Consider the following 22,157-nt stretch of genomic DNA (forward strand, 5'->3'; position numbering starts at 1 on the left):
CGAACCGCTGCTGCGGCTCGTCGGCCGCGACACACCGCCCGCACCGGACGCATCCGGTGAGGCGATCGACTCGATGGCAGTGGCAGACCTGGTGCGGGCCGCGCTCAACGGCCAGACGGACCTGTAACGCGAGTGATGGAGTTGACCATGAACACCCCCAGCGACGAGGTCGTCGAAGCGCTCCGCGCCGCGATGAAGGAAGCGGAGCGGCTGCGCCGGCAGAACCGGCAGATCGTCGCCGCCACCACGGAGCCGATCGCGATCGTGGGCATGAGCTGCCGGTTCCCCGGCGAGGTGTACTCCCCGGAAGACCTGTGGGACCTGGTCGCCTCCGGCACGGACGCCATATCGCCCTTCCCCGCCGACCGCGGCTGGGACCTCGACGCCCTGCGCGACAGCGGCGTCGACGCCCGCGACACGGCGGTGAGCCAGCGCGGCGGCTTCCTCAACTGCGCCGCGGAGTTCGACCCCGGCTTCTTCGGGATCTCGCCCCGCGAGGCCCTGACCATGGACCCCCAGCAGCGGCTGCTGCTGGAGACCGCGTGGGAGGCCGTCGAACGCGCGGGCATCGACGCGACCCGGCTGCGCGCCAGCCGGACCGGGGTGTTCATCGGCACGAACGGCCAGGACTACGCGTACCTCCTCGTCGGGTCCGCGGACGAGGCGACCGGCGACATCGGCACCGGCATCGCCGCCAGCGCCGCATCGGGCCGCCTCGCCTACACACTGGGCCTGGAGGGACCGGCCCTGACGGTCGACACGGCGTGCTCGTCCTCGCTGGTCGCCCTCCATCTCGCGGCGCAGTCGCTGCGCAACGGCGAATGCACCCTGGCGCTCGCCGGCGGCGTCAACGTGATGTCGACCCCCGGCTCCCTCGTCGAGTTCAGCCGCCAGGGCGGGCTGGCGCGCGACGGGCGCTGCAAGGCGTTCGACGACTCAGCCGACGGCACCGGATGGTCGGAGGGCGCCGGCGTCCTGCTGCTGGAGAAACTCTCGGACGCCCAGCGCAACGGGCACCGCGTCCTCGCGGTCGTGCGCGGTTCGGCCGTCAACCAGGACGGTGCCTCCAACGGCTTCACGGCCCCCAGCGGCCCGGCCCAGCAGCGCGTCATCCGCCAGGCCCTGGCGAGCGCCGGGCTCACCCCGGCCGAGGTGGACGCCGTCGAGGCGCACGGCACCGGCACCCCGCTCGGCGACCCCATCGAGGCGCAGAGCCTGCTCGCCACGTACGGGCAGGGCCGCGAACGGCCGCTGCTGCTGGGGTCCGTCAAGTCCAACATCGGCCACGCCCAGGCCGCTTCGGGCGTCGCGGGCGTGATCAAGATGGTGATGGCGCTGCGCAACGGCGAACTGCCGCGCACCCTCCACGTCACCGCGCCCTCCTCGCACGTCGACTGGACGGCGGGCGAGGTGAAGCTGCTGACGGAACCGGTCCGGTGGCCGGTGTCCGAGCGGACGCGCCGGGCCGGTGTCTCGTCATTCGGCGTCAGCGGCACCAACGCGCACGTGATCATCGAAGAGGCCCCGGCCCCGGCCGCGGCTGCGGCCCCGCCACGGGAGCGGACCGCGCCCGCGGCGCTGCCCTGGGTGCTGTCCGCGCGGACCGCCGACGCCCTGCGCGCCCAGGCCACCGCCCTCCTGACCCACCTGGCGGCGCCCACCCCGGAGCCCCGCGCCCTCGACCTGGCCTTCTCCCTCGCCACCACCCGGGCGAGCCTCGAACACCGCCTCGCCGTCACCGCCGAAGGACTCGACGCCGGCCGGACCGCCCTCGCCGCCTGGCTCGCCGACGGCACGGCCCCCGGCGTCACCGAAGGCATCGCCCTGAGCCGGCCCAAGTCGGCGGTCCTCTTCTCCGGCCAGGGCTCCCAGCGCCTCGGTATGGGACGCGAACTGGCCGAACGGTTCCCGGTCTTCGCCGAGGCGCTGGACGCCGCACTGGCCCACCTGGACACGGCGACCGAGCACCCGCTGCGGGACGTCATCTGGGGCACGGACCCCGCTCTGCTGAACCGCACGGGCTACACCCAGCCGGCCCTTTTCGCCATCGAGGTGGCGCTGTTCCGGCTGGTCGAATCCTGGGGCGTCCGCCCGGACTTCGTGGGCGGGCACTCGATCGGTGAGATCGCGGCGGCGCATGTCGCCGGGGTGTTCTCGCTTGCGGATGCCTGCCGGTTGGTCGGCGCGCGGGCGCGGTTGATGGAGGCGTTGCCGTCCGGTGGTGCGATGGCCGCCGTGCAGGCGACGGAGGAGGAGGTGACGCCGCTGCTGACGGAGCGGGTGCCGCTTCGCCGATGGCGTCCGGACCCTCGCCGGACAGGGCGTGACGGCCTTCCTGGAACTGGGCCCCGACGGTACCTGCCGACGTACGCGTTCCGCCACGAACGCTTCTGGCCGCAGGTCTCGCTCCGCGCCGTCGATGTGGCGTCCCTCGGACTGACCCCGGCCGGGCATCCGCTGCTCGGTGCGGCGATGGCCGTCGCGGGCTCCGACGAACTCGTCCTCACCGGCACCCTCTCGCTCGCCACCCACCCCTGGCTCGCCGACCACGCGGTGGGCGGCCAGGCCCTCTTCCCCGGCACCGGCTTCCTGGAACTGGCGATCCGCGCCGCGGACCAGGCCGGCTGCGACCGGGTGGCCGAGCTGACGCTCGACGCCCCCCTCGCACTGCCCGCGACGGGCGCCGTACAGGTGCAGATCAGGGTGGGCGGCGCCGACGACGCCGGCCGCCGCGAGCTGCGCTTCCACGCCCGCCCCGCCGACGCGCCCGACCAGGAATGGACCCGGCACGCCACCGGACTGCTCACCACCGACGAGCAGCTGATCACCTTCGACGCGACCACCTGGCCGCCGCCCGGCTCCACCCCCGTGGACATCACCGACGCCTACGACCACTTCGCCCGCACGGGCCTGGAGTACGGCCCGGTCTTCCGCGGACTGCGCGCGGTCTGGCGGCGCGACGAGGAGATCTACGCCGAGGTCGCGCTGCCCGCACCGGCCGCGGACGCCGACGCCTTCGGCGTACACCCGGCGCTGCTTGACGCCGTACTGCACGCGACCGTCTTCGCCAGCGCGGACGGCGACCGCCGCAGCCTGCTCCCGTTCGCCTGGAGCGGGGTGTCCCTGCACGCCTCGGGGGCCTCGGTGCTCCGGGTACAGGTGATCGGCAGCGGCCCGGACGCCGTCCAGTTGGCGGCGGTCGACGCCCAGGGCGAGCCGGTGATCTCCGTGGCGTCGCTGGCGCTGCGCTCCGCGTCCCCGCACCTGGCCGCCCGGCCCGTCCACGACGAGCGCCCCGCGCTGTTCCGGGTCGACTGGCTGCCCTGGGCGGGGGAGGGGGAGCGCGCCGACGCCTCGTGGGCACTGCTCGGCCCGGACACCTTCGGCCTCGGCGCGGCCCTGACCTCGGCGGGTCAACTCCCGCTGACCGTCGGCGCGTTGCGCGACCTGACCGCGGTGGTACCGGACGTCGTGGTCGTCCAGGCGGCGGGCGATCCCGCCCGCGTCGCGGAGTCGGCCCATGACCTCACCCACCGGATGCTCGGCCTGGTCCAGGAGTGGCTGGCCGACGAACGTTTCACCGGCTCCCGCCTGGTGTGCGTGACCCGGGGCGCGATCACCGACCCCGACGTCGACGCGACGACCGGCGACCCGGCCGCCGCGGCCGTCTGGGGACTGATGCGCTCCGCACAGGCGGAGAACCCGGGCCGGTTCCTGCTGGTGGACATCGACGGCCTCGACGCCACCGACGGCCCGGCCGGGTCCGCGGCGGAGCTCCTGCCGGACCTGCCCCGGCTCCTGGACGCCGACGAACCGCAAGCGGTCGTCCGCGCCGGATCGCTGCACGTCGGCCGCCTGGCGCGCTGCGACACGGGCGCGGCCCTGCTGCCCCCCGTGGGCGTGCCCTGGCGGCTGGACAGCCGGGCCAAGGGCAGCCTGGACGGTCTGACGCCGGCCCCCTGCCCGCAGGTGCACGCCCCGCTGACCGGGCGCGAGGTCCGGGTGGCCGTCCGCGCGGCCGGCGTGAACTTCCGTGATGTGCTCAACGCCCTCGGCATGTACCCCGGCGACGCCGGGCTGTTCGGCTCCGAGGCCGCGGGCGTCGTGGCCGAGGTCGGCCCCGAGGTGACCGGAGTACGGCCCGGCGACCGGGTCACCGGCATGCTGTTCGGCGGCTTCGGACCGTATGTCGTCGGCGACGAACGGCGCCTGACCCGCATCCCCGACGACTGGTCGTGGGAGACGGCGGCATCGGTGCCGCTCGTCTTCCTCACCGCCCACCACGCCCTCGTCACCCTGGGCGGCGTACGGCCCGGCGACAAGGTGCTCATCCACGCCGCGGCGGGCGGCGTCGGCATGGCCGCCGTCCAGCTCGCCCACCACCTGGGCGCCGAGGTGTTCGCCACCGCGAGCGAGGGCAAGTGGGACGTCCTGCGCGCACAGGGCATCGCCGAGGACCACATCGCCTCCTCGCGCACCACCGCCTTCGCGGAGACCTTCACCGCCGTCACGGGCGGCGCGGGAGTCGACGTCGTCCTCAACTCCCTGTCCGGGGAGTACGTGGACGCGTCCCTGCGGCTGCTCGCCGAGGGCGGCCGCTTCCTGGAAATGGGCAAGACCGATATCCGCGACCCGGAAACCCTGCCGGCCGGCCTGCGCTACGAGGCGTTCGACCTGGGCCAGGTGGACCCGGACGAGATCCGGCGGATGCTGGCCGAGCTCCTGGCACTGTTCACCCGCGGCGTGCTGACACCGCTGCCCGTACGGGCCTGGGACGTACGGCGGGCGCGCGCCGCGTTCCGCCACATGAGCCTCGCCCAGCACATCGGCAAGATCGTGCTGACCATGCCGCCCGCCTGGAACCCCGACGGCACGGTACTGATCACCGGCGGCACCGGCGGCCTCGGCGCCGAACTGGCCCGCCACCTGGTGACCACCCGCGGCGTACGCCATCTGCTGCTCGCCAGCCGAAGCGGCCCCGACGCCACGGGCGCCCGGGAGCTGACCGAGGAACTGGCCGCGCACGGCGCCGAGGTCACCGTCGCCCGCTGCGACGTGGCGGACCGGTCCGCGCTCGCCGAACTGCTGGCGGCCGTGCCCGCGGCACACCCGCTGACCGCCGTGGTGCACACCGCGGGCATCCTCGACGACGGCGTGCTCGGCTCGCTGACGCCCGAGCGGCTGGACGCCGTACTGCGCCCGAAGGTGACCGCGGCCTGGCGGCTGCACGAGGCGACCCGCGATCTCGACCTCGCCGCGTTCGTCCTCTACTCCTCCACCGCGGGCGTCCTGGGCAGCCCCGGCCAGGCCAACTACGCGGCCGGCAACGCCTTCCTGGACGCGCTCGCCCACCACCGGCACGCCCTGGGCCTGCCCGCGCTCTCCCTCGCCTGGGGCGCGTGGGAGCAGCGCGCCGGGATGACCAGCGGCCTGGCCGACCGGGATCTGCGCCGGGTCGGCGCGGCCGGTACCGGCGTGCCGCTGCTACCGGTGGCGCACGGACTGGCCCTGTTCGACGCGGCCACCCAGGGCGACGAACCCCTCGTCGTCCCGCTGCCCCTGGCCACCGGCGCACCCCGGCCGGCGGGCACCGTCCCGGCGCTGCTGCGCGGCCTGGTCCGCACCGGGCGCCGCACCGTCGCGGGCGGCGCGGCCGAAGCCTCCCGCGCGGGCCTCGCCGAACGCCTGGCGGCACTGGGCGAGGACGAGCGGCTGCGCCATCTGACCGACCTCATCCGCACCGAGGCCGCCGCCGTACTCGGCCACCCCTCACCGGCGGCCATCGTCGCCGAGCGCGAGTTCCGGCAGGCGGGCTTCGACTCGCTGACCTCGGTCGAACTGCGCAACCGCCTCGCGACCGCGACGGGCCTGACGCTGCCCGCCACGCTCGTCTTCGACTACCCCACGCCCGTCCGGCTCGCCGCGCAACTGCTCGGCGAACTGGCCGGTCTGGACGGGGCCCCGGCCGCCGCCGCACCCGAACCGGCCGCGGCCTCCGGCGACCCCATCGCCATCGTCGGCATGAGCTGCCGCTTCCCCGGCGGCGTGAGCTCCCCGGAGGAGCTGTGGGACCTGGTCGCCGCCGGCGGCGACGCGATCTCCGGCTTCCCGGCCGACCGCGGCTGGGACCTGCCGACCGCGGCGGGCACCGCGGACCTGGCCACGGGCCGCGGCGGATTCCTGCGGGACGTGGCCGACTTCGACGCCGGGTTCTTCGGCATCTCGCCCCGCGAGGCGCTGGCCATGGACCCGCAGCAGCGACTGCTCCTCGAAGTGGCCTGGGAGGCCGCCGAACGCAGCGGCATCGACCCGCGGACCCTGCGCGGCACCCGTACGGGCGTCTACGTAGGCGTCAGCGGCCAGGACTACGCCGGTCTCGTCATGGGTTCCGCCGACGATGTGGAGGGCCATGCGACCACCGGCCTGGCGGTCAGCGTCGTATCCGGCCGGCTCTCCTACGCGTTCGGCCTGGAGGGCCCGGCCGTCTCGGTCGACACCGCGTGCTCGTCGTCGCTGGTCTCCCTGCACCTGGCGGCCCAGTCGCTGCGCAACGGCGAATGCACGCTGGCCCTGGCGGGCGGCGTCACGGTGATGACCACCGCGGCGAACTTCAGCGGCTTCTCCCGGATGGGGGGCCTGGCCGGGGACGGGCGCTGCAAGGCGTTTTCCGACTCGGCCGACGGCACCGGCTGGTCCGAGGGCGCGGCCGTCCTCGTCCTGGAGCGCCTGTCCGACGCGCGCCGCAACGGCCATGACGTCCTGGCGGTGGTACGCGGCAGCGCGGTCAACCAGGACGGCGCGTCGAACGGCCTCACCGCACCGAACGGCCCGTCGCAGCAGCGCGTGATCCGGCAGGCGCTCGCCAACGCCGGGGTCTCCCCGGTGGACGTGGACGCCGTCGAGGCGCACGGTACGGGCACCCCCCTGGGCGATCCGATCGAGGCGCAGGCGCTGCTGGCCACGTACGGCCAGGGCCGCGACCCCCGGCGGCCGCTGCTGCTGGGCTCCGTCAAGTCGAACATCGGCCACACCCAGGCCGCGGCGGGCGCCGCGGGCCTGGTCAAGACGGTGCTGGCGCTGCGCCGCGGCGAGCTGCCGCGCACGCTGCACGTGACCGCGCCGTCCTCGCACGTGGACTGGTCCGCGGGCGCGGTGGCGCTGCTGACCGAGAACGCGGCCTGGCCCGAGACCGGGCGGCCGCGCCGGGCCGGTGTCTCCTCGTTCGGGATCAGCGGTACGAACGCGCATGTGCTGCTGGAGCAGGCCCCCGCCGCCGAACGGCCGGACGGCGCGCCGCGCCGGACGCCGGCCGTGGTGCCGTGGCCCGTCTCGGCGAAGAGCGAGGCCGCGCTGGACGCCCAGCTCGGCAGGCTCACGGCCTTCGCGGCCGGCACCGACGCGGCCGGCCGCGCCGACGCCGGGTACACCCTGGCCACGGCCCGCTCGCTGTTCGAACACCGGGCGGTCCTGCTGGCCTCCGGCGACGGCGTCCCGGAGATCGCCCGGGGCACGGCCGGTACCGCCTCACTGGCGGTGCTCTTCTCCGGCCAGGGCAGCCAGCGCCTCGGCATGGGACAGGAACTGGCCGAGCGCTTCCCGGTGTTCGCCACCGCCCTGGACACCGTGCTGGCAGAACTGGACCCGCACCTGGACCGCCCGCTCCGCGCCGTGATCCGGGGCGACGACCCCGCTCTGCTGCACCGCACGGGCTACACCCAGCCGGCGCTGTTCGCCGTGGAGGTGGCGCTGTTCCGGCTCATGGAGTCGCTGGGCATCCGCCCGGACTTCGTGGGCGGGCACTCGATCGGTGAGATCGCGGCGGCGCACGTCGCCGGGGTGTTCTCGCTTGCGGATGCCTGCCGGCTGGTGGCGGCGCGGGCGCGGTTGATGGAGGCGTTGCCGTCCGGTGGTGCGATGGCCGCCGTGCAGGCGACGGAGGAGGAGGTGACGCCGCTGCTGACGGAGCGGGTGTGGCGTCCGGACCCTCGCCGGACAGGGCGTGACGGCCTTCCTGGAACTGGGCCCCGACGGTTCGACGCGGCCGGGCTGGGGCTCGCCCCCGCACAGCACCCGCTGCTGGGTGCCGCGCTGGCCGTGGCCGGATCGGACGAGGTCGTGCTCACCGGCCGGGTGTCGCTGCGCACCCACCCCTGGCTCGCCGACCACACGGTGCGGGGCCAGGTCCGGCTCCCCGCGGCGGCGTTCGCGGAACTCGCCGTCCGGGCCGCCGACCAGACCGGCTGCGACCGGGTGGCCGAACTCGCCCTGGACGCACCGCTGACACTGACCGCACCCGACGCGTTCGCACTGCAGGTGCGCGTCGCCGCGCCCGACGCGTCCGGCGACCGCGCGGTGACCGTCCACTCCCGCCCCGCCGACGCGCCCGAACAGCCGTGGCTGCGACACGCCCGCGGCGTGCTGGCCGCCGGTGACCGGACCGCGCCCGACGGGTTCGGCACCCAGGAGTGGCCGCCGCCGGACGCACAGCCGGTCGCACTCGACGACTGGTACGCGCGGACCGCCGCCTCCGGGGCGGCCCGCGGCCCGGTGTTCCAGGGACTGCGGGCGGTCTGGCGGCGCGGCGCCGAGGTGTTCGCCGAGGTGGCACTGCCCGACGAGGCCACCGGCGACGCCGCCGCGTTCGCCCTGCATCCGGCGCTCCTGGACGCGGCGCTGCAAGCCGCCGCGTTCGCCGCGGGCGCGGGCGGCGGGCCGCTGGAGCCCGTCGCCTGGACCGGGCTGATGCTGCACGCGGGCGCCGCGACGGCCGCCCGCGTCCGGCTCACCGCCACCGGCCCCGGTGAGCTGTCGCTGCTCGCCGTCGACGTGGCGGGGGCACCGGTGGTCTCGGTCGACTCGCTGACGCTGCGACCGGCGGACGAGCACCCACCGGCCGGGACCGGCACGGCAGGTGAGCCGGAATCGCTGTTCGGCGTCGCCTGGGTGCCCGTCCCGGCGGCGCAGTCGCCCCTGGCCGGCACCCGCTGGGCCGTCATCGGCGCCGATGAACTCGACCTCGGCTACGCCCTGCACCGCGCCGACGAATCCGTCATCGCGTACGGCGAGCACCTCGCCGACGCGCTCGGCGACAACGGCCGCGCACCGGACGTGTTCCTCGTCCCGGTGGTCGGCGAGGCGGCCACCGGCGGCCCCGCGGCGGTGCACGAGCTGACGGCCCGGGTGCTGGGCCTGCTCCAGGAGTGGACGGCCGACCCGCGGCTGGCCGCGTCCCGGCTGGTGTTCGTCACCCGCGGCGCGGTCGCGGCGGACGGCGCGGACGTGACCGATGTGGCCGCGGCCGCGGTATGGGGTCTGGTGCGGTCGGCCCAGTCGGAGAACCCCGGCAGCTTCGTGCTGGTGGACATCGACGAGGGATTCGTCTCGGCCGCCGCCCTGCCGGGCCTGCTCACGCTGGACGAACAGCAGGTCATGGTGCGCGCGAACGAGCTGCGCGCGGCCCGTCTGGTACGGCTGCCCGACGCGGTGCGGCCCGCGGCGCAGGGTTCCCCCTGGGACCGCGGCGGCACCGTGCTCGTCACCGGCGGCACCGGCGGACTGGGCAGCCACCTCGCGCGGCATCTGGTGACCGGGCACGGGGTGAAGCGTCTGCTGCTGGCCGGCCGACGCGGTCCGCAGGCGCCCGGAGCGGCCGCCCTGCACGCCGAACTGACCGCCCTCGGGGCCGAAGTCACCCTCGTCGCCTGCGATATGAGCGACCGCGCGGAGGTCACGGCGCTGCTGGCGGGCGTGCCCGCCGCGCACCCGCTGAGCGCGGTGGTGCACACGGCCGGGGTACTGGACGATGCGACGATCGGCTCGCTGACGCCGGAACAGCTGGCGACGGTGCTGCGGCCCAAGGTGGACGCCGCCTGGTATCTGCACGAGGCCACCCGCGACCTGGACCTCGCCGCGTTCGTCATGTACTCGTCGATCTCGGGGGTGATGGGCAGCCCCGGCCAGGCCAACTACGCCGCCGGCAACGCCTTCCTGGACGCACTGGCCCAGCACCGCCGCGCCCAGGGCCTGCCCGCCGTCTCCCTCGCGTGGGGGCCGTGGGCCCAGGACGGCGGCATGACCAGCGGCCTGACCGACACCGATATGGCCCGGATGGCACGCTCGGGCGTACCGCCGCTGTCGACCCGGCAGGGCCTGGCGCTGTTCGACGCGGCCACCGTCCGCGACGAAGCACTCGTCGTGCCCATCCGCGTCAACGTCACCGGCCTCCAGCAGGACCAGCAGGCCGCCGGCGCGCTCTGGCGCGACCTCGTACCGCGCACCCGGCGCACCGCCGCGACCGCCGACCGGTCCCCGCGCACCCTGCGCGAACGGCTGGGCGCGCTGGCCGGAGCGGAGCAGGAGAGCCTGCTGACGGAACTGGTGACGGGCTACGCCGCCAAGCTCCTGGGCCACCGCGAGGCCGGTGCGGTCGATCCCCAACGCCGCTTCCTGGAGCTGGGATTCGACTCGCTGATCGCCGTCGAGCTGCGCAACCAGCTCGCCGAAGCCCTCGGCATCCGGCTGCCCTCCTCCGTCGTCTTCGACCACGAGACGCCCGCACGGCTCGCCGCATGGCTGCGCACCGAGGCCGTCGGCCCGCTCGGACTCGGCGGCGGACCCGCGCGGGCCGGGGCCCAGCGCGGCGCCCGGCACGGGGACGAGACGCTGGTGGAGCTGTTCTTCAACGCGGTCAAGGCCGGGAAGCAGAACGAGGCCATGGGCATGCTCAAGGCGGTGGCGCTGACCCGCCCCACCTTCGACAACCCCGCCGACCTGGAGGAGCTCTCCGCGCCGGTCACGCTCGCCGAAGGACCGGAGGGCCCCCGCCTCGTCTTCGTCAGCGCGCCCGGAGCGACGGGCGGGGTGCACCAGTACGCCCGCATCGCCGCGCACTTCCGCGGCCGGCGGCATGTCTCCGCGCTCCCGCTCATGGGCTTCGAACCCGGTGAACTCCTGCCCGCCAACGGCGAGACCGCGGCCCGGGTGGTCGCGGAGAGCGCACTGCACGCCAGCGACGGCGAGCCGTTCGTCCTCGTCGGCCACTCATCGGGCGGCTCGCTCGCCTACCTGGCCGCCGGCGTACTGGAGGAGACCTGGGGCGTACGCCCCGAGGCCGTCGTCCTGCTCGACACCGCGAGCATCCGCTACGGCCGCGACGAGGGCAACGACTACCACCGCACCCAGCGCTTCTACCTGGCCGACATCGACTCACCGTCGGTCAACCTGAACAGCGCCCGGCTCTCCGCCATGTCCCACTGGTTCACGGCGATGACCAGCATCGAGGTGCCGCCCACGACCGCGCCGACCCTCCTGGTCCGCTGCGCGCGGCCGCTGGACGGCTTCCTCTTCGACACCTCCTCCGTCCAGGCGGACACCGTCCGGATGATCGAGGCCGACCACCTGTCCCTCGCCAAGGAGCACTCGGCGCTCACGGCACAGATCATCGAGGAGTGGGTCGCGACCCTGCACACGCCCGACGCATGAGCGCCGTCCGGGACCGGCGCGGCCGCCGGCCGCGCCGGTCCCGGACGCCGTACACCCCCCACCACCCAGCGGGAGTCCCCTCGTGACCACCACGCCCCAACTGCCCATACTCACCGCCGAGCCCCCGGCCATACTCCGCCTGAGCCCGCTGCTGCGCGAGCTCCAGGACCGCACCCCGTTATGCAAGGTGCGCACACCCGCGGGCGACGAGGCATGGCTGGTGACCCGGCACGCCGAACTGAAGGAACTGCTGCTCGACGAGCGGCTCGGACGCTCGCACCCCGACCCCGCGTCGGCACCGCGCTATGTGAAGAACCCGTTCTTCGATCTGCTGATCACCGACGACGACCCGGACACCGCGCGCAAGGTGCACGCCGAGACCCGTACGGTCCTCACCCCGCACTTCTCCGCCCGGCGCGTACGCGACCTCAAACCCCGGGTGGCGGCGCTCGCCGAGTCCGTACTGGAGTCGTTCACGGCCCAGGGCCCGCCCGCCGATCTGCACGCGCACTTCTCGGTGCCGTTCTCCCTGCGGGTGCTCTGCGAGCTGATCGGCGTCCCCGCCACCGAACAGCAGCGGCTGACGGCACTGCTGCACCGCATGGGCGGCCTCGACGACCGGCAGAGCGTCACCGAGGGCCAGCAGGACCTCTTCGGCTACCTCGGCGAGCTAGCCGACCGCAAACGCGCCGACCCCGGCGACGACGTCATCTCACGCCTGTGCGCGTCCGAGGTCGACCCGGAGCGCATCGGCCCGCTCTCCGCGGGCCTGCTCTTCGCCGGACTGGACAGCGTCGCCAGCCATATCGACCTCGGCGTCATCCTGCTCGCCACCGACGCCGAACGGCGCGCGGCGGTGCTGCGGGACGCGGAGCTGATGTCGCAGGCGGTGGAGGAGGTGCTGCGCAGCGCCAAGGCCGGCGGCTCCGTGCTGCCGCGCTACGCCGCCGCGGACGTCGAGCTGGCCGGGGTGACCATCCGGGCCGGTGACCTGGTCCTGCTCGACTTCACCCTCGCCAACTTCGACCGGCAGGTCTTCGACCGGCCCGAGGAGTTCGACCCGACCCGGTCGCCCAACCCGCACCTGACCTTCGGGTACGGCATGTGGCACTGCGTCGGCGCCCCGCTGGCGCGGCTGGAGCTGAAGACGGCCTACAACCTGCTGCTCTCCCGGCTGCCCGGTCTGCGGCTGGAGACCCGGTTGGACGAACTGCGGCTGCTCGGCGGCCAGTTGTCCGGCGGCCTCACCGAGCTGCCCGTCACCTGGTAGCGGCGCACCGGCCGACGCATGCGGCCCCGCCCCCACGCGATCGTGGGGGCGGGGCCGCTTCGTTCCCGCGGGGGCCGCTCAGTCCTCGTGCACGGTGATCGCCCCCGACGGGCAGATCACGGTCGCCTGCCGGGCGGCGTCCCGGTCCGCCGCGCCGGCCGGTGCGCCGATGACGCTGACGATCCCGTCGTCGTCCTGGTCGAAGACCTCCGGCAGCGACAGCACACACTGCCCCGCCCCGACACAGCGGTCGGTGTCCACACTGATGCGCACGTTCCTCACCCTTCCTCCGTGGCCGCCGGCTACCAGCGCACCGGCAGCTCGTGCAGCCCGAACAGCACCCCGTCGTACTTCAGCGCCAACTCCTCGACCGGTACGGCGAGTTCGAGCGACGGGATGCGCTCGAAAAGCGTCCGGTAGGCGATCTCCATCTCCACGCGCACCAGATTCTGCCCGAGGCACTGGTGCACCCCGTATCCGAAGGCCACATGGTGCCGGGCGGACCGGGCCGGGTCGAACTCGTCGGGCCGCTCGAAGACCGTCGCGTCATGGTTGGCGGCGGCGACCAGCGGCACGATGCCCTCACCGGCCTTGATCAGCTGCCCGCCGATCTCCACATCCTCGACCGCCACCCGGAACGCCACCAGGTCGGCGACCGAGTGGTAGCGCAGCAGCTCCTCCACCGCCCGGTCGTCGCCGATCCCCTGCGGATGCAGCAGCAGCGTCACCACACCGAGCCCGATGTTGTTCGCCGTCGTCTCGTGGCCCGCGATCAGCAGCAGCATCCCGACCCCCGACACCTCCTGCGGGGTCAGCGTGCCGTCGGCGAGCAGCCTGCTGATCAGGTCGTCGCCCGGCCGCTTCGCCTTGATGGCGATCAACCGGGTGAGATAGCGCAGCAGCGCCTTGGTGGCCGCCTCCCGCTGGGCGTCGGTGGACGTCAGCGTGACCAGCACCCGGGTCTTCGCCTCGAAGAAACCGCAGTCCGCATGGGGTACGCCCAGCAGATCGGAGATCACCAGCGACGGCACCGGCAGCGCGAAGTCCGAGATGAGATCGGCCCGGTCACCGGCGGCGAGCATGGCGTCGATGCGCTCGTCCACGATGCGCTGGATCGCGGGCCGCATCTCCCGGATACGGCGCACCGTGAACTCCGGGATGAGCGTCTTGCGGAACCGGCCGTGCTCCGGCGGGTCCAGCGCCACGAACCAGCCGGGCACATCGTCCTGGCCGGGCACCCCGCCGGTGCGGGCCGCCCGGGGAAAACCCGGGTGCGCGGGATTGGAACTGATCCTGCGGTCGGTGAGGACGGCCCGGACCTCTTCGTGCCGGGTCACCAGCCAGACCGGGATCCCGCTCGGCAGCGTCGAGCGGACGAGCCCCGGCCGCTGCCGCAGTTCCGTGTACTCCGCCGGTGGAAAGGGCCGGCCGGGACGACGCCCCGGAAAGTCGACGAGGTTCGGATCGGTGAGTGTCATCTGTGCGCTTCCCCTGCGGGTCTGGTGGTGGGCGGCGACGGCCGGGCCCGGTCCGGTCAGTTCGCCTCGTAGAACGCACGGACGCGCCCGACGATGTATGCCTGGTCGTCCTCGGTCAGCCCGGTGTACGTCGGCAGGTAGAAGCCGTCCTCGCTGAACCGGCTCGCGTTCAGCGACGGCCACCGCGGGTCGAAATAGCCGGGCTGCCGGCTCATCGGCTTGAAGAACAGCCGCGTCTCGATGCCCTCGGCCGCCAGGAACTCCCGCAGCTCCTCGCGGCGTTCGGCCCGCAGGTCGTACATCCACAGCACGTCCCGCGCCGGCATCAGGGTGATCTGGGGGATGTCCGCGAGGCCCGCGTCGTAGCGCTTCTCGATCTCCCGGCGGGCCGCCAGGATCTCGTCCAGCCGCTCCGTCTGGGCCAGCGCGACGGCGGCCTGCATGCTGGTCATCCGGAAGTTGTAGGCGAGCTTCTTGTGCAGAAAGCTGTGGTCCTTGGTGAACGCCATCGCGCGCAGATGGGCCATCTGCTCGGCCAGCCGCGGGTCGTCGGTGAGGCAGATGCCGCCCTCACCAGAGGTGATGATCTTGTTGGCGAACAGTGAGTAGCAGGCGATATCGGCCACCGGCCGGACCCCGTGCGCCTCTGCGGAATCCTCCACGACCCGGAGGTTGTACTCGTACGCGAGGTTCATCACCGCGTCCATATCGCACCGGCGCCCGTAGATGTGCACCGGCATGATCGCCTTCGTGCGCGAGGTGATCTTCTCCTCGATGCGTGAGACATCGATGTTCAGATCGTCCCCGCAGTCCACGAAGACGGGGGTCGCCCCCGTGTACGTCACCGCCCACGCCGTCGCGATCATGGTGAACTCCGGTACCACCACCTCGTCACCCGGGCCGACCCCCAGCGCCCGCAGCGCGAGGGTGAGCGCCGTCGTCCCGGACGAGCAGGCGACACCGTGCGCGATGCCGTTGTACCGCGCGAACTCCTCCTCGAAGCGCCGCACATACGGCCCCTGCGACGAGATCCAGCCGTCGTTGATCGTCTCGGTCACATACGCGAGCTCCTGTCCCGCCAGCCAGGGCCTGGACACGGGGTATTTGACTGCCATGCGTTCCTCGCTCGGGTCACGTCGGTGGTGATGCATTCGGTCAGTTCGCCGCCAGGGCCGGCAGGCCCAGCAGCAGATCGGCCGCGGTGCTCCGCCCGCCCGCGGCCCGCAGCAGCGACGCGAAGTGCTCGGCGCGCTCGCGGAACGCCGGATCGTCGAGCACCCGCGTCAGCTTGTCGGTCACGTCGTCGGCGTCGAGGGTCTCGGGACGGTCCAGGGTCAGGCTGACGCCGAAGTCCTGCCCGCGTACCGCCTGGTCGTCGCAGTCCACCCAGAGCGGGCGCACCACCAGCGGCTTGCCGAAGTACAGGCCCTCGTGGAAGCCGTTGCCGCCCGCGTGCGTGAAGAAGACCTTGACGCTCGGATGCCCCAGCACGTCCAGCTGCGAGGGCACCCAGCTCTCGATCCGCAGATTGCCCGGCAGCGTCTCGCGCGGCGGCAGCAACTCCTGCTGCTCCGTGGGGAGTTTCCACAGCACCTGGTGCCGGTCCGCCAGCCGCCGGGTGACCTCGATCAGCGCGGCGACCTGCTCCCGCGTCAGCCTGGTGATCGTGCCGAACCCCATGTAGATCACGGAATCCTGGTCGTCGAGCCACTCCGACAGACCGTCGTCGTCCGGCGCCTGGGGGAGCGGCGGCACCATCGGGCCGACCAGCCGCATACTCCCGGGAACCGGGAACGGATAGTCCAGTTCGGGTACCGAATAGCAGAGCACCATCTCGGCCGCGTCGATCCGCGCCATCATGCCGCGGGCCTCCGGAGCGATCCCCAGCTCCGTGCGGACCGCCACGTCCTCCGCCACCTTCTTCCGCATCGCGGGGGCCGTGAACATCCCCATCGTGCGCCATTTGAACAACTGGTTCGTCATGCGCTGGGCGAAGTTCATGTCCCCCGGCAGTCCCGAATGCGGCACCGGGAATCCGGGCGGGGTGTACGACTTGGCGAACGGCACGTGCGAGGTAAGGACATTGCTCGGCACGAACGGCACCCCCAGCACGAAGGGGATCCCCTCGGTGATGGCCAGTTCGTACCCGAACTGGCACATGCTCTCGATCACCATCAGCGCCGGCCGCACCTCCGCCACCACCGCCGCCAGGGCCCGGTACTTCTCGACCCGCGACCGGGGCGCGAAGGAGTGCCGGATGACCGCCCGGTGCGCCTTGAACCGCGACCGCTGGGTCACCTGCCGGTACGTCTCGTCGTCCCAGGTGACCGCCGACATCTCGGAAACGGTCCCGCCCAGCGAGGCGAACTCGACCGGTGTTCCCGCATTCAGCGCCTTGATATCGGCACGCCGATTCTCGTCGGTGGCGAACCACAGGTCTTCCACACCCCGCCGGGACAATTCCCCGGCCAGTACGAGCAACGGGTTCAGCAGGCCGCTTTCCGCATAGCTGACAAAAAGGATCGGCCGCCGAATCGACTCCATGAACAACACCCTTCGGAGGTGGCAGCCGGGTGGTTTCGCTGCCACGGTGTACACACGGCCGGTCGCCGAGTGGCCGCGATTCACCGAGGACCGAGTCCCCGGCCGGACGCCAACGGCCGGACATCAACGGACAGGGTGCGCGATGAAGCGGGACAGTATCTTGGTCTCACATCAGATCGAAGAGAATCCCTAGACTTCCGGGATGCGCCCCGGGCGATTGCCGCAGCCGCACCGGATTCTTTAGGGAAAATTACAGCTCCCCCGCTCATACGATCCGGCACGGACACAAGTACCGGACCGCGAATCCCCGGGGGTGGGCAGCGTCATGACGACCGGAACCGACAACGATCCGGTGGTGATCGTCGGGATGGCCTGCCGGTATCCGGGCGAGGTGCGATCCCCCGAGGAACTCTGGGCACTGCTCGCGGCCGGCACCGACGCGGTCACCGGATTCCCCGCCGACCGCGGCTGGGACCTGACCGCCCTCGCCGGCGACGGCGCGGGCCGCAGCGACGCACAGGAGGGCGGCTTCCTCTCCGGTGCCGCGGACTTCGACCCCGGCTTCTTCGGCATCTCGCCGCGCGAGGCCGTCGCGATGGACCCCCAGCAGCGCCTGGTGCTGGAGACGTCCTGGGAAGCCGTCGAACGGGCCGGTATCGACCCGCTGTCGCTGCGCGGCACCCAGACCGGCGTGTTCATCGGCACCAACGGCCAGGACTACGCCCTCGTCAGCCACCGGTCACGGGACGACCTGGCAGGCCACGCCATGACGGGCCTGTCGACCGGAGTCGCCTCCGGCCGCCTCGCCTACACCCTCGGGCTGGAGGGCCCCGCGATCACCGTGGACACCGCCTCCTCCGCGTCCCTGGTGGCCCTGCACTGGGCCGCCCGGTCCCTGAGAGCAGGCGACTGCTCGCTGGCACTGGCCGGCGGCGTGACCGTCATGTCCACCCCCCTGGCATTCGTCGGCCACACCCGCCAGGGCGGCCTCGCCCCCGACGGCCGGTGCAAGGCGTTCTCCGCCGACGCGAACGGCACCGCCTGGGCCGAAGGCGTCGGCGTCCTGCTGCTGTCGCGCCTCTCCGACGCCCGCGCCCACGGCCACCCCGTACTCGCCGTGCTCCGCGGCAGCGCCGTCAACCAGGACGGCGCGTCGAACGGCCTGACCGCGCCCAGCGGTCCGGCACAGGAACGCGTCATCCGGCTGGCGCTCGCCGACAGCGGCCTCGGCCCGGCCGACGTGGACGCCGTCGAGGCGCACGGTACGGGCACGACCCTGGGCGATCCGATCGAGGCGCAGGCGCTGCTGGCCACGTACGGCCAGGGCCGCGCCGGACACCTCCCGCTGTGGCTCGGCTCGCTCAAGTCGAACTTCGGGCACGCCCAGGCCGCGGCGGGCGTCGCGGGCGTCATCAAGATGGTGCTGGCCATGCGGCACGGCACCCTCCCGCGGACCCTGCATGTGCGCACACCGTCGCCACACGTGGACTGGACCGCGGGCGCGGTGGAACTGCTCACGGAGCCCGTGCCCTGGCCCGAGACCGGCCGCCCGCGGCGCGCGGGCGTGTCGTCGTTCGGCCTCAGCGGCACCAACGCCCACGTGATCGTCGAACAGGCCCCACCGGACGAGCGCCCCGCCCGGGAGCCCAAGGTGCACCCGGCCGTCGTGCCGTGGCTCATATCCGCCCGGACCGAGACCGCGCTGGCCGACCAGGTGGACCGGCTCACCGCGTACGTCTCCGGCGCCGGGGAGCTCGCCCCGGTGGACATCGGGTTCTCGCTGGCCACGGGACGGGCGGCGCTGGCCCACCGGGCCGTCCTGCTCGCCTCCGAGCACGGCGTGACCGAGGCGGCCCGCGGCACGGCGGACCCGGCCGGTACGGGCCCGACCGCGGTGCTCTTCTCCGGGCAGGGCAGCCAGCGGCTGGACATGGGCCGGGAGTTGTACGAACGGTTCCCGGTGTTCGCCGACACCCTGGAGACCGTGCTGTCCGAACTGGACCCCCAGCTGGACCGGCCGCTGCGGGAGGTCATGTGGGGGGCCGACGCAGAGGTGCTGCGCGAGACCGGTTGGACGCAACCGGCGTTGTTCGCGGTCGAGGTGGCGTTGTTCCGGTTGGTGGAGTCGCTGGGTGTGCGGCCGGATTTCGTGGGCGGTCATTCGATCGGTGAGATCGCGGCGGCACATGTGGCGGGGGTGTTCTCGCTTCCGGACGCCTGCCGGCTGGTGGCGGCGCGGGCCCGGCTGATGCAGGCGTTGCCGGGTGGCGGCGCGATGGTGGCGCTGGGTGCGGGGGAGGACGAGGTCCGTCCGCTGCTGGACGGCGGGGTGTCGGTGGCGGCGGTCAACGGCCCGTCGGCGGTGGTGATCGCGGGCGCCGAGGACGCGGTGCTGGAGATCGCCGGCCGGTTGGCGGAGCGGGGCCGCAAGACCAGCCGGCTGCGGGTCTCGCACGCCTTCCACTCACCGCTGATGGACCCGATGCTGGACGACTTCCGGCGCATCGCCGAGAGCATCGCCTACCACGCACCGCTCCTGCCGGTGGTCTCGAACCTGACCGGCGGGCTCGCGTCCGCCGCGGAGCTGTGCTCCGCCGGCTACTGGGTCCGCCACGTCCGCGAACCGGTCCGCTTCGCCGACGGGGTGGCGGCCCTGCACACGGCGGGCGTGCGCGTCTTCCTGGAACTCGGGCCCGGCGCCGTCCTCTCGGCCATGGCCCAGGACAGCCTGGGCGACGCGGCCCGGCAGACGACCCTGGTGCCCGCCCTGCGCACCGGCCGCGGTGAGGAAGCCGCGCTGGTCACGGCGCTCGGCCGGCTGCACGCGACCGGCGTACCGGTGGACTGGCGGCTGTTCTTCGAGGGCATGGCCGCCCGCCGGACCGAGCTGCCGACCTACGCCTTCCAGCACGGACGCTTCTGGCCCACGGACCCGGCCGGTCCCGACGCCCCCGCGCGGGCCCATGGCGAGGACCACGTCGAGCCCACCCCCGGGGCCCCCGCAGCGACCGTCCTGGACCGCGCGGCGCCGCAGCTCGCGACGGAGCTGGCGGAGGCGTCGCCCGCCGGACGGGACCGCATCCTGCTCGACCTGGTGCGCGCCGAGACCGCGGCGGTGCTGGGGCACCCCGGCCCGGCCGCCATCGGCACCCACCGGGTCTTCAAGGACATGGGCTTCGACTCACTCGCCGGCGTGGAACTCCGCAACCGGCTGGGCGACATCACCGGACTGCGGCTGCCCACCACGCTCGTATTCAGCCACCCCACCCCCGCGCTGATCGCCGCATATCTTTCGACGCACTTCACCGGCGATACGGCCGCGGCATCAGGATCGCCGCACCGGCAATCCACGCCTCCGACAGAGCGCTCGTCCGATGAGGACATCGAGACGGTTTCGGTGGACCGGCTCCTCGACATCATCGACGAAGAGCTCGAAACCACCTGACGAAGAACTCGAAAACCCCTAACGATCCGCTGCTTTCGTTCACGACAGGATGAGGACGGACCCGGTGCAAGAAGACCAGCAGGACAAACTCGTCGAATATCTGAGGCGGGTCACTTCCGATCTCCGGCGCGCAAAGCAGCGGATCGAGGAATTGGAACTCCAGAACCACGAGCCCATCGCCATCGTGGGCATGAGCTGCCGCTTGCCCGGCGGCGTCCGCTCACCGGAAGGACTCTGGGATCTCGTCTCCTCCGGCGGCGACGCGATCTCCGGATTCCCCACCGACCGCGGCTGGGACCTCGCCGCCCTCACCGGGGACGGCGCGGGCCACAGCACGACCCACGAAGGCGGATTCCTTTACGACGCGGCCGAATTCGACGCCGGTTTCTTCGGTATCTCGCCGCGCGAGGCGCTCGCCATGGACCCGCAGCAGCGGCTGCTGCTGGAGGTGTCCTGGGAGGCCCTGGAGCGTGCGGGCATCGACCCGCACACCCTGCGCGGCAGCCGGGCAGGTGTCTTCGTCGGCTCGTACCACTGGGGCCAGGCCCTGTCCGGTTCGGCCGACGCCCTGCAAGGGCACGCGCTGACCGGGACCGCCGCCAGTGTGCTGTCCGGCCGCCTCGCCTACACCCTCGGTCTCGAAGGCCCGGCGATCACCGTCGACACGGCGTGCTCGTCCTCACTTGTCGCCCTGCACGTCGCGGCCCAGTCGCTGCACGCCGGTGAGTCCTCGCTCGCCGTCGTCGGCGGCGTCACCGTACTGACGGAATCCTCCGTCTTCGTCGAGTTCAGCCGGCAGGGCGGACTCGCCCCGGACGGCCGGTGCAAGGCGTTCTCCGACGACGCCGACGGCACCGGCTGGGCCGAGGGCGTCGGCGCCCTCGTCGTGGAGCGGCTCTCCGACGCGCGCCGCAACGGCCACCCCGTACTCGCCGTACTGCGCGGCAGCGCGGTGAACCAGGACGGCGCGTCGAACGGCCTGACCGCGCCGAGCGGTCCGGCGCAGGAACGGGTCATCCGCCAGGCCCTTGAGGACGCCGGCCTCACCGCGGCCGACGTGGACGCGGTGGAGGCCCACGGCACCGGCACCCGCCTGGGCGACCCGATCGAGGCGCAGGCCCTGCTCGCCACCTACGGCACCACCGAGGACCGCCAACAGCCCCTGTGGCTCGGCTCGTTGAAGTCCAACATCGGGCACACCCAGGCGGCGGCCGGGGTCGCCGGCGTCATCAAGATGGTCATGGCGATGCGGCACGGTGTGCTGCCGAGGACCCTGCACGCCACCACGCCGTCCACGCATGTGGACTGGACGGCGGGCGCGGTCGAGCTGCTGGCCGACGAGATCGCCTGGCCGGCGACCGGGCGGCCACGGCGCGCGGGCGTCTCCTCCTTCGGGGTCAGCGGGACGAACGCGCACGCGGTGCTGGAGGAGGCACCGGCGGACGAGAGCGCTGTGGTCGCCGACAGTGATACGCCGCTTCCCGCCGCCGTGCCGTGGGTGGTTTCGGCTCGGGCTGCGGGCGCCGTACGGGAGCAGGCGGTGAGCCTGCTGGCTCGGGTGGACGGTGACGGTGAACTGCGTCCGGCCGACGTCGGGCATTCGCTGGTGGCCTCGCGGTCGCTTTTCGAGCACCGGGCCGTGGTCGTGGGCACGGACCGCGCGGAGTTGCGGGAGGGGCTCGCGGCGCTCGCTGCCGACGGATCGTCTGCCGCGCTGGCGCGCGGGGTCGCGGATGTGGACGGCAGGACGGTGTTCGTCTTCCCCGGGCAGGGGTCGCAGTGGGTGGGTATGGGTGCCCGGCTGCTGGCGGATTCTCCGGTGTTCGCCGAGCGGATCGGTGCCTGTGAGGAGGCTCTGCGGCCGTTCGTGGACTGGTCGTTGACGGAGGTGTTGGGGGCGGTTGAGGGTGCGCCGTCGTTGGAGCGGGTGGATGTGGTG

The 22,157-nt window shown here is 73.3% G+C and carries 7 protein-coding genes and 1 pseudogene; 4 read left to right on the top strand and 4 right to left on the bottom strand.

The genetic code is table 11. The annotated features are described in order from the left end of the window. Positions 1-147: 147 nt before the first annotated feature. Both IH09_RS35355 and IH09_RS35360 read left to right on the top strand, forming a co-directional pair. Positions 148-11,481, top strand: coding sequence for a type I polyketide synthase (locus IH09_RS35355; RefSeq protein WP_052861852.1), 11,334 nt, complete (start codon positions 148-150; stop codon positions 11,479-11,481). 82 nt (positions 11,482-11,563) lie between these two features. After that, entirely contained in the window at positions 11,564-12,751 is a 1,188-nt protein-coding gene (locus IH09_RS35360) for a cytochrome P450 (RefSeq protein ID WP_052861853.1), read from the top strand. 78 nt (positions 12,752-12,829) lie between these two features. Here IH09_RS35360 and IH09_RS35365 read toward each other — a convergent pair whose 3' ends face one another. The 4 genes from IH09_RS35365 to IH09_RS35380 are packed head-to-tail and all read right to left on the bottom strand — an operon-like array spanning position 12,830 to position 16,773. After that, positions 12,830-13,024 (bottom strand): ferredoxin, encoded by a 195-nt coding sequence (locus tag IH09_RS35365; protein WP_052861854.1) that lies wholly within the window; start codon positions 13,022-13,024, stop codon positions 12,830-12,832. A 29-nt stretch (positions 13,025-13,053) separates the two neighbouring features. Next, complete coding sequence (locus IH09_RS35370) at positions 13,054-14,229, bottom strand: cytochrome P450 (RefSeq protein WP_052861855.1); 1,176 nt, start codon at positions 14,227-14,229, stop codon at positions 13,054-13,056. A gap of 56 nt (positions 14,230-14,285) precedes the next feature. Beyond that, on the bottom strand, positions 14,286-15,344 hold the full coding sequence (locus IH09_RS35375) for a DegT/DnrJ/EryC1/StrS family aminotransferase (RefSeq protein WP_052861856.1): 1,059 nt from the start codon (positions 15,342-15,344) through the stop codon (positions 14,286-14,288). Between the two features lie 40 nt (positions 15,345-15,384). Next, positions 15,385-16,773 carry a glycosyltransferase gene (locus IH09_RS35380; RefSeq protein ID WP_052861857.1) on the bottom strand — a complete coding sequence of 463 codons (1,389 nt, stop codon included), beginning with the start codon at positions 16,771-16,773 and terminating at the stop codon, positions 15,385-15,387. Positions 16,774-17,074: 301 nt separating this feature from the next. Between IH09_RS35380 and IH09_RS35385 the strand changes: the two are divergent. Next, positions 17,075-20,038 (top strand): annotated as a pseudogene (locus IH09_RS35385) (type I polyketide synthase); the annotation flags it as partial. A 229-nt stretch (positions 20,039-20,267) separates the two neighbouring features. After that, positions 20,268-22,157 (top strand): type I polyketide synthase (locus tag IH09_RS35390; RefSeq protein ID WP_190233509.1); only part of this gene is annotated, 1,890 nt, incomplete at its 3' end.

The organism is Streptomyces celluloflavus, from assembly GCA_000720995.1.
Classification (GTDB): domain Bacteria; phylum Actinomycetota; class Actinomycetes; order Streptomycetales; family Streptomycetaceae; genus Streptomyces; species Streptomyces celluloflavus.

Coding starts and splice junctions, on each gene's coding strand:
- IH09_RS35380 (WP_052861857.1), bottom strand. CDS start 16,773: ATGGAGTCGATTCGGCGGCCGATCCTTTTTGTCAGCTATGCGGAAAGC.
- IH09_RS35375 (WP_052861856.1), bottom strand. CDS start 15,344: ATGGCAGTCAAATACCCCGTGTCCAGGCCCTGGCTGGCGGGACAGGAG.
- IH09_RS35355 (WP_052861852.1), top strand. CDS start 148: ATGAACACCCCCAGCGACGAGGTCGTCGAAGCGCTCCGCGCCGCGATG.
- IH09_RS35370 (WP_052861855.1), bottom strand. CDS start 14,229: ATGACACTCACCGATCCGAACCTCGTCGACTTTCCGGGGCGTCGTCCC.